Below are 12205 nucleotides of genomic sequence, written 5' to 3'. Positions count from 1 at the left end.
ATCCGGCGAAACCGCACAGGAAACGCGATCATGGATATGACCAGGCCTTTGAGGATCGGCATTCTTGCCGGGCACAAGGATGGCTTTGAGAATTGGGAGCTGATGGTCTTCGACCGGATCCTCGCTGACCCGCGCTTCGAGCTCGTTACGCTGCTCGTTCATCCCAGCGCTTTCGGCAACCGGAAGACGTCGTCGTTATTTGCTCTGGGAGCTCGGCTGGAAGGCAAATTCCTGGCCCGGCAGCCTGCCTATACTCCGAAGCATTTCGATGTCGGCCGGCAGCGTGTCGATTATCTCGAAGCGATCAACGGCCGCAATGCCACTGATGGCAGTGTCGCAAGCGCATTACTCAAGCGTCTCGACCTTGATCTGGTCATACGCACCACCCCGGAGGGATTGCCCGACGATGCGATACGGGCACTGCCGTTCGGCGAATGGGCCTTCAACTTCTCCGATCAGCGATCGGAACATGTCGATTGGTTCAGCTATGGCAGCGTCATCGCCAAGGCACCGACAACGGAGCTGATGCTTTATGCCAAGCGTGGCGGTGAAATGCCCGTCGCCGAAATCGCCAACTCCTCGTTCAACATCAAGTTCAGTGCGGCCCGCAATGCCGCTTTTGTCCGGGAGCGGGGCGTGACGCTTCTGATGCGCGAAGTCGCGCGTCTCGCAGATACCCGCAAGCTCGGCTCCTCGGTGGCGCGCCTAGGACCTACGTCTGCCCCATCATCCGGCGATCTCCTCCGCTACGCCGGCGCGCTATCAGGCTATCTCTCAGCAAAAACGCTCAAAGCCTTGAAAACAAAGCTACGCTTCGGATCGTCCATCTGGACGCTCTACACCGGCCGCGGGCGGATCGATGATTTCGATCCTACCCAGGCGATTGAGATTCCGCCGACCAAGGGCGACATCAAGGCCGATCCATTCCTCTTCCAGCACGATGGCGAATGCTATCTGTTCTACGAGGCCTATGCCGATGGCGACCGAAAGGCGCATATCGCTGTCGGCCGCTTCAACGGCGACAAGGTGGAGCGGATCGGCGTGGCACTCGACCGTCCGCACCATCTCTCCTATCCATTCGTATTCCGCGAAGGCGACGATATCTTCATGATGCCGGAGACGCATCAGTCGGGGCGGCTCGAGGTCTGGCGCTGTACCGAATTTCCATTGAAATGGGAGCTTTATTCGACCGCCCTCGAGGGCCAATCGGCCGCCGACAGCATTCTGATGCGTCACGACGGCAAATGGTGGCTCTTCACCAATCTCTCGGATCACCACGCCTACGAGGATCATTGCAGTGAACTCTACATCTTCGAGGTCGACGGCCCGGAGCTGAAGCGCGTTGTGCCGCACAAGCGCAACCCTGTCGTCATCGGCAGCACCGTGGCCCGCAATGCCGGGCGCATCTTCGAGCGTGACGGCAAGATCTACAGGCCATCGCAGCGAAATGCCCATGGAATCTATGGCTACGGGCTGAACATCATGGAAATCGAGGAGCTCACGCTGGACGATTATAAGGAACGCTGCATCCGCACGATCACGCCTGACTTCAAGACCGGACTTCTCGGCTGCCATCATTTCGACGCAGCGGGCGGACGCTATGTCATGGATGCAAGATTGAGCATTTAAAGACCGCCGCGCAAAAGTGCGGGGCGGTTTTGTGATGGCGACATGCGCAAAATCAGGGGCTAAAGGGCGCGGAGCGAATCCGCAGATCGCGATGTGCTATGGCCGTCTCACCCTCATCGCTACGATAGCGCAGGCCGACAGGGCGACCCTTTGTCAAGGCGAGCACCGCGCCGGCAAACGTGACCGGTGTTTCGAGTTCCAGAATTCGCCAGTTGAAAGGCGCGTCGGGATCGCCATCCAGGCGCTCCAGCCTTGGTTCGCTTGACCAGTCGAAGGTTACATCGAAACTGTCGAGCGGCAGCGAGAGTCCCTCGCCATGCGCCTTGACGAAGGCCTCCTTGCGCGTCCAGCAGCGATAGAAACCGTCGAGATAGGCCTCCGGCGGCAACGCCTGCAGGGTCAGACACTCCTTGCGGGAAAAGAAACGGCCGGCGATATCTTCCTTGAGGAAGCGGATTTCCTCAATATCGATACCGAGTTCGTAGCGGTCCGAGACGGCGAGCGCCGCAAGATCGGCGCTGTGGCTGAGATTGAAGTGGATCGGCGCGCCATCAGGAAGGGCGACGGAGGGCTTGCCGTGGTCGTTGTAGGTGAAGGTCACCTTTTGTGGAGACAGGTCCAGATAGCGCCCCAGGATGGACCGCAGCCGTCCTCTTCCGACGATGAACCTGTGTCTGTCGCGCTCGCGCACGAAGCGCGCAGCTCTTGCCAGCTCTTCAGCGGATAGCAGCGCGGCGAACTCATCGAGTGAGGACGACGGCGCATCGAGGCTCCAGGTCCAGACGTCTATGAGGTCAGGGCCAATGACTTCGAAACTAGGTTGTTGCATAGGAGAGCTTGCCGCTGGCGGTCGGGCCTTGGCGAACCATACGCCGTGCCAGATAGGCCATCAGCGCCGCCGGATAGTTCTCGCCGAGACTGATACGGCAGGTGCGCTTCAGAATATCCAAGGTCTGCGTGCACATATCAGGCGTATATTCGATCTTCCGATCGGTCCAGTTGTAAGGGTTCATCGCCGGATGGCCGCTGCGCTGCTGCAGCACCGGCTGCCAATTGGTGTAGACATGGCGGCTGGAATCATAGAGCCGATAGACGCCACGCTTGTTCTCCTCGGCAAACTGCCTGGCATCGTCAGGCGTTTCGAAGATGACATGCAGGCCGGCGGCATTGGCGACATCATTATGCGGACCGATGCGCATTCTGTCGCTCTTCGACAGGATCTCTGTCATCAAATCGTAGCGCTTGCGCATGCGCGCAATCATCGGATCAAGCCGCTTGAGCTGCACGTTCAGCATGGCGCCTTGGATTTGGCTCGCCTTGAAATTCACGCCGAGCATCGGTGGTTCGTTGGCATTGTCGAGATGGCCGCGAAACAGCGAACCAATGTCGTGATACATGCGCGCCCGGGCGAAAAGCTGCGGATCGTTGGTGACGACAGCGCCACCTTCGCCGATGTTCATGTTCTTGAACTGGTTGAAGCTGTAGGCGCCGAGATCGCCGATCGTGCCCGTCCGCTTGTCCTTGTAGGTCAGCCCGACGGCCTGGCAGGCATCTTCGATGACGATGAGACCGTACTCGCGGGCGATCTCCATGATGCTGTCCATGTCGCAGACCATGTTCGACATGTGCACCGGGATGATCGCCTTCGTCTGCGGGGTGATTTTCCGGACGATATCGGCCGGGTCCATTGTCAGTGTCTGATCGATGTCGACCAGGACCGGCACGGCGCCAGCGGCCAAAGGCGCGCCGGCGGTGGCGATCCAGGTATAGGCCGGCACCAGCACTTCGTCGCCAGGACCGATGCCGGCTGCGACCAGCGCTGAAATCAGCGCCCCGGTGCCGCTGCTCATCGTCAGCGCATGCTGTACGCCGAACTTGGCGCAGAAATCCGCCTCGAATCGCAGCAATGGGCCACCGGTATCATCGCCGTAGCGTGCTAATTTCCCCGAGGCAAACACCGGCGCTAGCGCCATCCATTCCCGCAATCCGACCTTAGCCATATCTTTCGCTCCCGATAAAATCAGCGGTTCTCGTCTTTGAGACTAGCGCCCGCTCACGGCATTTTCAGCATGGCTTTCCGGCCAGAATGGCTTGATGCACGGCCGAACGACCTATCCAAAATCGGTAGCTGAGATACGCGTCTATGCCGATTGGACGATGATCTGTGAAGTCGATATTACGATAGAAAAACAAGGAATTGTGAGAAAATCCTAAGAAGTGATTCGCGGCTTCAAATTCGCCCCGGGCGACACGCTGCTGCATGCCGATATCGCGATTGTTGGCGGCGGCCTCGACGACGAGGCCTGACGAAAGCATGCCCCTTGTTTCGGGAATATCGTTAGCCGAGGCGGAAATAGAAACCGGCGCTTTCGCTTCGTCCCAATTCCGGATGAGTGTCGATGAGGTGAGACAGAGACGGGATCGCCCAGCGGTCGACCTGCGTGTAACCGAGCTGCGTCACATCGCTCAGGAAAGTGGTCTCGTCGCGCATCTGATAAGGGACATACGTGCCGCTTATCCGTTCCAGCGTCACAACCGGGCCCCTCTTGTGGAAGGCGACCTTGTTGAGGATCAGATGCCGGGGCAAAGCCGGCAGGCGCTGCAGCAGGCTGGAGAGCGGCACATCCAGATATTGCATCAAGCCCGACCCCAGGAAAAGCGGAATGCGACCGGCATCCTCGATCCGGTCGACGAAACTGAGGCTGGTGAGGCCATCGCGCTCCGCCAAACGTCGGCCGACGCGGATGATGGAGGGAAGGTCGTAGACGACCCAGCGGAAGGATTCGTCGATCGGGAGCAACGGGCGGAAAGCTCGGTATTTCGTTCCCATATGGCCGCCGGCATCGATCACGCCGTCAACCTCCTGCATCACGTTGCGCATCCAAAACAGCACCGGATAGTCCCATGGGAAGACCTGGCACATTTTGTTAAAGGCGACGGTGGCGATTTCCTCGTGGTCGTAGCCGGCCATCGGCATGGTCTTGGCGACAGCGAAGGCGGCCTCGTAGGAGCTGTAAGCTCCGGTAAATCGCCGCGGAAAAGGCGAAAGATAACGCAAGCGTCCGCCGGCGGCGCGCAGCGGTGACAAAGACCGGCCAAGGCTGCGAACCGCGCCGCCGAGGAATGAGCGCGTGTTCTCTGACAAGGATGCGGTCGCCATTATCATTTCCTCATCCGGCCTCGAACGGCCTTTCTCGTTTTGAAAATTCCCAGGCCTATCGCCGGACGATCGCAAAGATCGGGATGGGGATGCCCATCACCTTCTCAAGGATCGCGAGGGTGAGAACGTAGGCCGCTCCGCCGGAGACGACCTGTATCGCCAGCGTCACCAGATGCCGTAGCGCGGACGCTTCGGCGAGATAACCGAGCGAATAGACCGTCGCTGCCATGGCTGCGATGGCGACGGCGACATAGGCGCAGTCGCTGATCACCCGCCGCCACGCGAGGCCGCCATAGTTGCGCTGCAGATGCATAGATATCGCAAAGGAAATCAGCGACGCCAGGCATTGGCCCCAAGCCGCCGCCTCGACGCCGAAGGGTGCTAGGAGGACGATCAGGCCGACTGAGATAGCGCCGTTGAGCAGGAGCGCGGCAGGCATATGCCTGATATTGCCGGACAGAGACAGCAGTGGCTCGGTGACATAGCCGGGCGTCAGCAGCACCTGCTTGGCCGACAGGATCGTCACGAGAATTGCCGCTGGCGCCCATTTGTTGCCGAGCACCACGTCGATCAGGCCGGATGAGATCAGTGACAGGCCAAGATAGATCGGCGCCGAGATCGCCATCAGCAGGGTCATGAAGGTGGTCGCGGAGGCACCGACATCGCGAATCGTTTTACCGTTGGCATCGATCTTAGTGGCCGCCCGGCGAAACAGCGTCCAGGCAAGCATGCGCGCCGGCTCGCCGATAAGCTCGGAGAAGGCGGCGATGATCCGCTCGGCGACGCGGTAGTAGCCGGCTTCGGCAAGGCCGAGAAAGCTGCCGATCGCCAGCGTACCGGAATAGGAACGCAGGAAGATGATAAGCCGGTTTGCCAGAATATGGCGCGAGAATTCGAGGATTTCGCGCGCGAACGGCACGGTCAGGCGTAGTTTTGGATACCACCGCGCGACGATGGCGGAGGCGAACACGCCGACGAGCAATGTTGCAAGCCGTCCCGCCACGAGCGAGAAGATATTCCAGCCGATCCACAGGCCGAGCATGGTCACGCCCAGGCCGGTGAGCTCGGATGCAATACGGATAGCCGCCTGCTTGCGCAACTGCCCCCTTGCGACCAGCAGCCCATCATAGACGACCGAAAGCGATGAGGGCAGAAACCAGCAACTGAAGAGGCAAAGCAGCATGCCTTCCCAGGACTGATGGAAGACAAGCCAGACGACCGCGGAAATCGACAGGCCGACGACTGTTATCAGGATCCCGGAGATGATCGAGATCGTGCCGACCTGGTCGAGCTCGTCCCGTGTGCACTCCGTTTTCATGATGAACTCGCCCCATCCGCCCTCGGCAACGACGACGAGCAGGATCACGATGGCGGAGCTATAGGCATAGAGGCCGAATTCGGCCGACTCCAGCACGCGAGCTGCGACGAGGAAAACGACGAGCTGCACGACCTGGGAGACGATTTTCGAACCCAAGGTCGAGGCGCCATCGCCGATAACGGAAGGCAAACGCAGACGGAGCCATCGCGGCAAGCCGAATCGGCCCTTAGGTGAGGGGGGAAGGGGAAATGCGTCCATCACCGCACCGCCTGAATCGGACGAAAGGATGTTGAAAACCCCAGGTTTTTCCACAGCCAATCCGCCTCAACCCCACAATATTGAGTGGACTTCTTTAAGAAAAACCAGATTTTCTTAAGATAAATCATGTATTGTTCCCATTCGGAACACAATCTTGCGCCAAGGGGAACGCTCCAAAAACCAAGCAAATTGGCGTTGAACGGCCTAACGTTGCGTAAGTTGCGGCCCGGGCCTAAAAGGATGTTTTTGGTTGGTATCCGCCCAACAGAGGGTTTTTCGTAAACTGTCATGAGACAACATGCAGAACAGGTTATGAAGGACGTCGATCCCGATCGCACCACAGCCGGGCAAGGGCGCTTTCCGCGCCGGAAATTCGTGCTCCGTTGGCTGCTGATATTGTTTTGTCTCGCTGTCTGGGCTGCGGTCGCCATCTTCTTCATTTGGTGAGTCGTTCCTTTTCATTGCGGGCAAGCAGCACGACGCCGACGGTCTTCCAGAGAATGTTGGCGTCCGTCCAGAATGAGCATGTGTGGTAGTAATCGACATCGAACTGTACGCGCTCCTCGTAGGAGGTGTCGGCGCAGCGATTGACCTGCCATAGGCCGGTGATGCCGGGCTGCAGCGCCAGATAGCAGTAGAGTTGCGATCCGTAGCGCTCGAGTTCCGCGGCCACCACCGGGCGCGGCCCGACCAGGCTCATCTCTCCGCGCAGCACGTTCAGGAGCTGCGGCAGTTCATCGGCGCTGCTCATGCGCAGATATTTGCCAAGCCAGTGCACGCGCGGATCGTTCATCAGCTTCTGAGTGGCCAGCCATTCCCTCTTCCGCTCCGGCTCGCGCTCCAGCAGTTCGGCCAGGCGCCTGTCGGCATCCTTGCGCATGGAGCGGAATTTCAAGCACTGGAACGTGCGGCCCTCTCGGCCGATGCGGGTGTGGCGGTAGATGATGGGGCGGCCATCGACCAACAGCAGAGCGATGGCGATGACAAGAAGCGCGGGAGCAAGAAACAGCAACCCCACGACCGAAAGCACTATATCGACGGCACGCTTGGCGCGGCTGCGCCTAGCTGTCTGTTTCAAATCATGAAGCGATTGCTCATCATGAGCAAAGCCATCAAAAGCCGACAGCATCTCTTGGAACCTCTCGACATTCCGAACCCTTCGACAAAGCTGCCAGTTGCACTCAAACTTGACAATTGACCCTGCGGGTATTGCCCTAGTCCCATTGACGTAAAGCCGGGAAAGCACGGCTAGGTCAGCGGGTAATTCGTCTACTCAACTACCCGATTGGTGATTGTTCAGCAGCTTCCGGATAATCATCTGCGACGGCGAGGGAGGCTGTCGTACGCTCGAGAATGCGATCGTAGAGAGTGATCAGCGCATCCCGCCAGGAAGCCGGCGTATGGGCGAGACCACTAGACCTGCGCATGCAGTTGACGCTCATCAGGCGGATCAGCATGTTGTCGCTCGCAAACCGGCGCATCGCACCAGCAAGCGTTTCCACCTTGCCGCTCTGAAAGGTTAGTCCGCAGCCAAGCTCGGCGATCTCGTCGCCGAGAAGCGCCGCGTCGGGGAGGATGACCGGAATGCCGCTGGTGACCGCCTCCAGCGCCGCGAGCCCGAAAGGTTCCGGTACACGCGAGGAAACGACGAGCGCGCGGGCGTTGCCGATGATGCCGCGCATCTCCTCCTTGGATTTCCAGCCGTGGATGACCACCTCGGGGTAGTCGCGCTCTAGCAGCGCGCGGCCGGCGCCATCGCCGATGACGTGGAGGCTTATACCGGCAAGCCGCGCCGCCATGGCGGCGTCCTCGAATCCCTTTTCCGGCTCCAGCCGACCGACGAAGAAGAAGTCGCGCTTATTCCACGGACTCATCGGCTGCTTTAGAAAGGGCTCAACCGGATTGCGGATGATTTCGATATTGTTTGTTTCGATACCGCTGCGGTCGAAATAGTCGCGCATGCGCTGGTGCACGATGACGATATTGGCCGGCGTTTGCCGGGTCGGGTAAAAATGTTCGCGCAGCACATGCCGCGCCGATCGCCAGACCTTCTCGTGATAGCCGCGCTTATCGCACTGCGTCGTCAGGCACTGCATCGACATCGGTGTGAGACGACACACATCGTTCTTTCGATAATTCGCAAAGCCGCCGTTGGGGCAGGATAGGAAATAGTCATGGGCATGCAGCACGACGCGCTCGCGCACGGGCCAAAGCGCTCGAAAGATCGACGGTGACAGGATCTTCGACCATCCATGCACATGGTAGATCGTGGCTGCCGTGTCCTTTCGGGCAATGAGATCCTGTAGCGCGGTATAGGCGCTCTTGCTGTAAAGCCCGCCGGTGAGGGCGCTGATACGGCCCTGTTGCGTCAGCGGCAGACCAGCGAGATTGATGGTGTCGTACGCTGGCGGATCGTCGCCGGCGGCATCGCCGGCGAAATAAGTGACTGGAATTCCAGCGCGTTGCAAAAGATCGGCAGAAAGGATCGCCAGGTTCGATGCTCCGCCAACCTTGACGGAGCGATCGTTGATGATGACGACCCGATCGGGACGAGATGGGTTCACGAGATTACTCCAGCGTCTCAACGTTTTGCGGAGCGAGCCTGCCCTTCAAGAGATCGACACAGGCCATTGCATTGCCCTTCAGCCGGCCCTTGCGGTCGACCCACGACTCGGGCCGCCAGGACTTGACGAAGTTGGCGATCAGGTTGCGACTGATCTGGAGCGACGCGTGACGGACGCTCATAGTCCGCTTGCGCATGAGATAGATGGGATTGGCGATCTGCGAGTAGCCAAGCCGGACACCGGCCGAGCGGCCAACCTTCGTGCCGAGATGCACGCCTTCCAACTGCTTGGCGCTGACCACCTGGCCGTAGCGGGCGACGATCCGGCTGAAATCCACATCCTCGAGCCAGCCATAGAAGGGCAGGTTTTCATCGAAGCGCAGATTGCCGGCTTTGATGATCGTGGTGCGGACGGCCATGTTGCAGCCATAGGCGTTATAGACCGATTGGAACTGTGCCGTCGCTTCCGACCGCCGGCGGCCTTTCGATTCGACCATTCGCAGCCCGTCGCGGACGGAGATGCCAGGGCCGCCAATCCCGTCGGCGAGCACCGTGCCGGTGCACATGACGATGTCGGGATGGAATTGGAACAGCCGTTCCGTCTCCTCGAGATAATTCGGCGTCATGAGGAAATCATCATCGACGAAGAGGATGGCATCCGCATCCGGGATGTTGTCGAGGATGCGGTTGCGCTGGCGGCAGAGTCCGCGTTCGGAAATCAGCACGCGCACCGGAAAATCGAGATCGCGCAGGCAGCTCGGATCGATGTCCTCCGGCGAGGCGAGGCAGACGACCACCTCGTCCGGCTTGCGGGTTTGGCGAGCAATATGCGGAAGGATCGAGGACAGGATGTCCCGCCGGCCGGCACTGGCGATGCCGACGACCAGCTTGAGCGGACGGCCAGGCGGACGCCCTTCGAGCCGCTTGGCGGAAAAGCGGGTTTCACGAACCTGCGGCTTGCGCCACCAGTGACGGCGCTCGCCATGGCGGCGCTTTTCGCTGCTGCGGTTGGCGATGATGCCGAGGATATTGATCGGCGTCGTGCCGAAGCTTGCAAGCGCGTCGGACAGCCGCTCCACGGTCATCTTATTGGTATGGCCGACAACGACGACGATGCCTTCGAGATAGCTGCAGATGACGCGTGTGTCGGCGGAATCTTCAAAGGCCGACATGTCGACGATGACCACCTTATAGCGCCGGCGCAGCAGATCGATTTCCGCCTTGAGTGCCGGCAGATGGCCATAGCGCTGGAATGCGGTGACGGATTTCTCCGTTTCGTCGACGGTGACGACGGGAATGCCGGCACCGTAGGACTGCGATGCCAGTCTGTCGGTCTCCGGATCATGGTCGATCGTTGCGATGGACAGGCCGTTTTCATGCGCGACGGAATAGCGTCGCGGCACTTCGGTCATGCGCAGCAGTTCCATGCCGAAATCCGTGCCCGATTCCATTGCCACGCCGCTGAGGCGGGCATTGAGGAAATCGGCGTCGACCAGCACCACGGACGCGCCCTCGTTTTGATAGAGCTGGGCGAGATTGGTCGCGATCGTCGTCTTGCCTTCGCCAGTGCCGACCGAAGTGATGCCGATCACCATCGGAGCATTCGGCGGGAAGGCGGAGTCGACCGAATGTTTTACCCCGCGCAAAGCTTCGGAGAATTGCGAATAGGGCGTGTCGAGCACAGATCGGAGCGGTGACATGGTTCGTCGCCATGTCGCGCCTCCGCCCACGATATGGCCGGGCACGAAGGACGGACCGGCATAGACGGGCACATGGCCGAGCGAGGTGATGCCGAGTTCGCGCCGCAGCTTTTCGCTGGAGCTGACGCGCCGATCCATGCCGTCACGCAGCAGCGCCATCCCAAGTCCCAAGGCAAGGCCGAGCATGGCTGAGAAGGGAACKACGATTGAGGATTTCGGCCAATTCTTCGTCAGCGGCACGGCGGCAGCAGTGACGATGCGGGCGTTGCCGAGCGGGAAGGATTCCTTCTGCAGCGCGCCGATCAACTGCTGCAGGATGCTTTCATACATGCGGCGGTAGGTCGTTGCGCGGCTCTCCATTTCGGAGAGCTCGACACGCGCCAGGTTTTTGTCTGTCCCGGTTTCTGTCAGCGACGCCAGCTCGTCGTTCAGCAATTTCTCCCGGGTTTGCGCCACTTCCAGATTGGAGCGATAGACCGCTTGGATACGGGCAAACTCCTTCTGCATCTCGCCCTTCAGCCGATCGATCTCATCCTGAGCGGCCGTGATTGCCGGGTTGCCGGCATCGTACCGGCTGCTCAGGTTGTTGAGCTTGGTMGTCGCGGCGCCGAGATCTTCCTGCAGTTTCTGTATACGCGGATTGTTGATCGTTTCGTCGACATCGCCCTCGACCTTCTCGCCGGCCATCAATCGGTTGAGGGTCGCAAGCTTGGCGGATTCAGCGGCCGTCTGCGCTCGGGCGGCCAGTGCCTGGCTGCTGATTTCGGACAATTGCTGCTGGTCGAGCGAGGAGGAGGTGCTGATCTCCATGATGCCGTTCTTGGCGCGAAATTCTTCGACGCTCATTGCGGCTTCGCGGGCCTGCCGTCCCACTTCGATCAGGCGCGTCTCCAGCCATTTCGCGCCGCTCTGTGCGGCCGAGGCGCGCTCGGTGAGCCCCGTGCGGATATAGGCGGCGGCGATCGCGTTGGCGGCTAGTGCCGCCTTGCGCGGATCAGTAGAGCTATAGCCGATTTCCAGAATGTAGGATTGACCGACACGGTTGACCGAGACCCTGGAGAGAAAAGACGCCATGGTACGGCGCATCAGATCGTCCTCGGTCGGGGCGGGCTTTACGTCGTCGTCGTCGTGGCTGTGGGTGAAATAGGCACTAATGCTATGCAGTTTGTCACGCAAAGCACCCTGCCAGGACACCCCTCCGACAATTTCCGGGTCCTCGCTGAGATTGAGCTTCTCGATCACCGCGCGGGCGATCGCCTCCGATTTGACGATCTCAACCTGGCTGGCGATCTCGGCGGCCTCGATGATGACCGTGCCGCTGAAGGCATCCTGGGATGCAATACGCCCTTGTTCCGGATCCATCACCAGACGCGTCGTTGCCAGATAGGTCGGCTTCGTGGTCGTCACGTAGAACCCGCCAATGCCGAGCCCCAATGCCGTGAAGGCGATGAAGATCAGCATATGCCGCTGCAGGAACCGCCAAATATCGCGAAAGGAGATATATTCGCTTCCATTTGATCGCTTGGCCTCGGATTGAGCTCCGGGTACGCTTTTACCAATCTCGTGAACTGCCATGA

General features: G+C 59.9%; 10 protein-coding genes. 1 reads left to right on the top strand and 9 read right to left on the bottom strand.

The features are described from left to right. The first annotated feature begins 30 nt into the window (after positions 1-30). Positions 31-1629, top strand: a complete 1599-nt coding sequence (locus QD357_RS11060) for a hypothetical protein (protein ID WP_183938183.1) — start codon at positions 31-33, stop codon at positions 1627-1629. Positions 1630-1681: 52 nt separating this feature from the next. Here the strand turns inward: QD357_RS11060 and QD357_RS11055 are convergent, their stop codons facing one another. From QD357_RS11055 to QD357_RS11015, 9 genes are all read right to left on the bottom strand, one after another. Then, a complete protein-coding gene (locus QD357_RS11055) occupies positions 1682-2458 on the bottom strand; it encodes a 4'-phosphopantetheinyl transferase family protein (protein ID WP_183938182.1) in 777 nt (258 codons plus the stop codon). Next, positions 2445-3629 carry a DegT/DnrJ/EryC1/StrS family aminotransferase gene (locus QD357_RS11050; RefSeq protein WP_183938181.1) on the bottom strand — a complete coding sequence of 395 codons (1185 nt, stop codon included), beginning with the start codon at positions 3627-3629 and terminating at the stop codon, positions 2445-2447. The genes QD357_RS11055 and QD357_RS11050 overlap by 14 nt, the downstream gene beginning before the upstream one ends. A 64-nt stretch (positions 3630-3693) precedes the next feature. Then, entirely contained in the window at positions 3694-3945 is a 252-nt protein-coding gene (locus QD357_RS11045; RefSeq protein ID WP_183938180.1) for a hypothetical protein, read from the bottom strand. Between the two features lie 22 nt (positions 3946-3967). After that, positions 3968-4789: a methyltransferase, TIGR04325 family gene (locus QD357_RS11040; RefSeq protein WP_183938179.1), complete on the bottom strand. Its 822-nt coding sequence runs from the start codon at positions 4787-4789 to the stop codon at positions 3968-3970. A 55-nt stretch (positions 4790-4844) separates the two neighbouring features. Beyond that, positions 4845-6263: an oligosaccharide flippase family protein gene (locus QD357_RS11035; protein ID WP_414124311.1), complete on the bottom strand. Its 1419-nt coding sequence runs from the start codon at positions 6261-6263 to the stop codon at positions 4845-4847. 101 nt (positions 6264-6364) lie between these two features. Further along, positions 6365-6655 (bottom strand): hypothetical protein, encoded by a 291-nt coding sequence (locus QD357_RS11030; protein WP_183938177.1) that lies wholly within the window; start codon positions 6653-6655, stop codon positions 6365-6367. 146 nt (positions 6656-6801) lie between these two features. After that, the gene (locus QD357_RS11025) at positions 6802-7494 is read right to left on the bottom strand and encodes a sugar transferase (RefSeq protein WP_183938176.1); all 693 of its coding nucleotides are present in this window, start codon (positions 7492-7494) and stop codon (positions 6802-6804) included. Positions 7495-7642: 148 nt separating this feature from the next. After that, the gene (locus tag QD357_RS11020) at positions 7643-8929 is read right to left on the bottom strand and encodes a glycosyltransferase (protein ID WP_183938175.1); all 1287 of its coding nucleotides are present in this window, start codon (positions 8927-8929) and stop codon (positions 7643-7645) included. A gap of 4 nt (positions 8930-8933) precedes the next feature. Then, complete coding sequence (locus QD357_RS11015) at positions 8934-12203, bottom strand: Wzz/FepE/Etk N-terminal domain-containing protein (RefSeq protein WP_414124310.1); 3270 nt, start codon at positions 12201-12203, stop codon at positions 8934-8936. Between the last annotated feature and the right edge of the window lie 2 nt (positions 12204-12205).

This window comes from Rhizobium sp. BR 317, assembly GCF_047445835.1.
GTDB classification, from domain to species: Bacteria; Pseudomonadota; Alphaproteobacteria; order Rhizobiales; family Rhizobiaceae; genus Rhizobium; species Rhizobium paranaense.
This window is presented reverse-complemented; position numbering and strand designations above follow the sequence as displayed.

Coding starts and splice junctions, on each gene's coding strand:
- QD357_RS11060 (WP_183938183.1), top strand. CDS start 31: ATGGATATGACCAGGCCTTTGAGGATCGGCATTCTTGCCGGGCACAAG.
- QD357_RS11055 (WP_183938182.1), bottom strand. CDS start 2,458: ATGCAACAACCTAGTTTCGAAGTCATTGGCCCTGACCTCATAGACGTC.
- QD357_RS11050 (WP_183938181.1), bottom strand. CDS start 3,629: ATGGCTAAGGTCGGATTGCGGGAATGGATGGCGCTAGCGCCGGTGTTT.
- QD357_RS11045 (WP_183938180.1), bottom strand. CDS start 3,945: ATGCTTTCGTCAGGCCTCGTCGTCGAGGCCGCCGCCAACAATCGCGAT.
- QD357_RS11040 (WP_183938179.1), bottom strand. CDS start 4,789: ATGGCGACCGCATCCTTGTCAGAGAACACGCGCTCATTCCTCGGCGGC.
- QD357_RS11030 (WP_183938177.1), bottom strand. CDS start 6,655: ATGACAGTTTACGAAAAACCCTCTGTTGGGCGGATACCAACCAAAAAC.
- QD357_RS11025 (WP_183938176.1), bottom strand. CDS start 7,494: ATGCTGTCGGCTTTTGATGGCTTTGCTCATGATGAGCAATCGCTTCAT.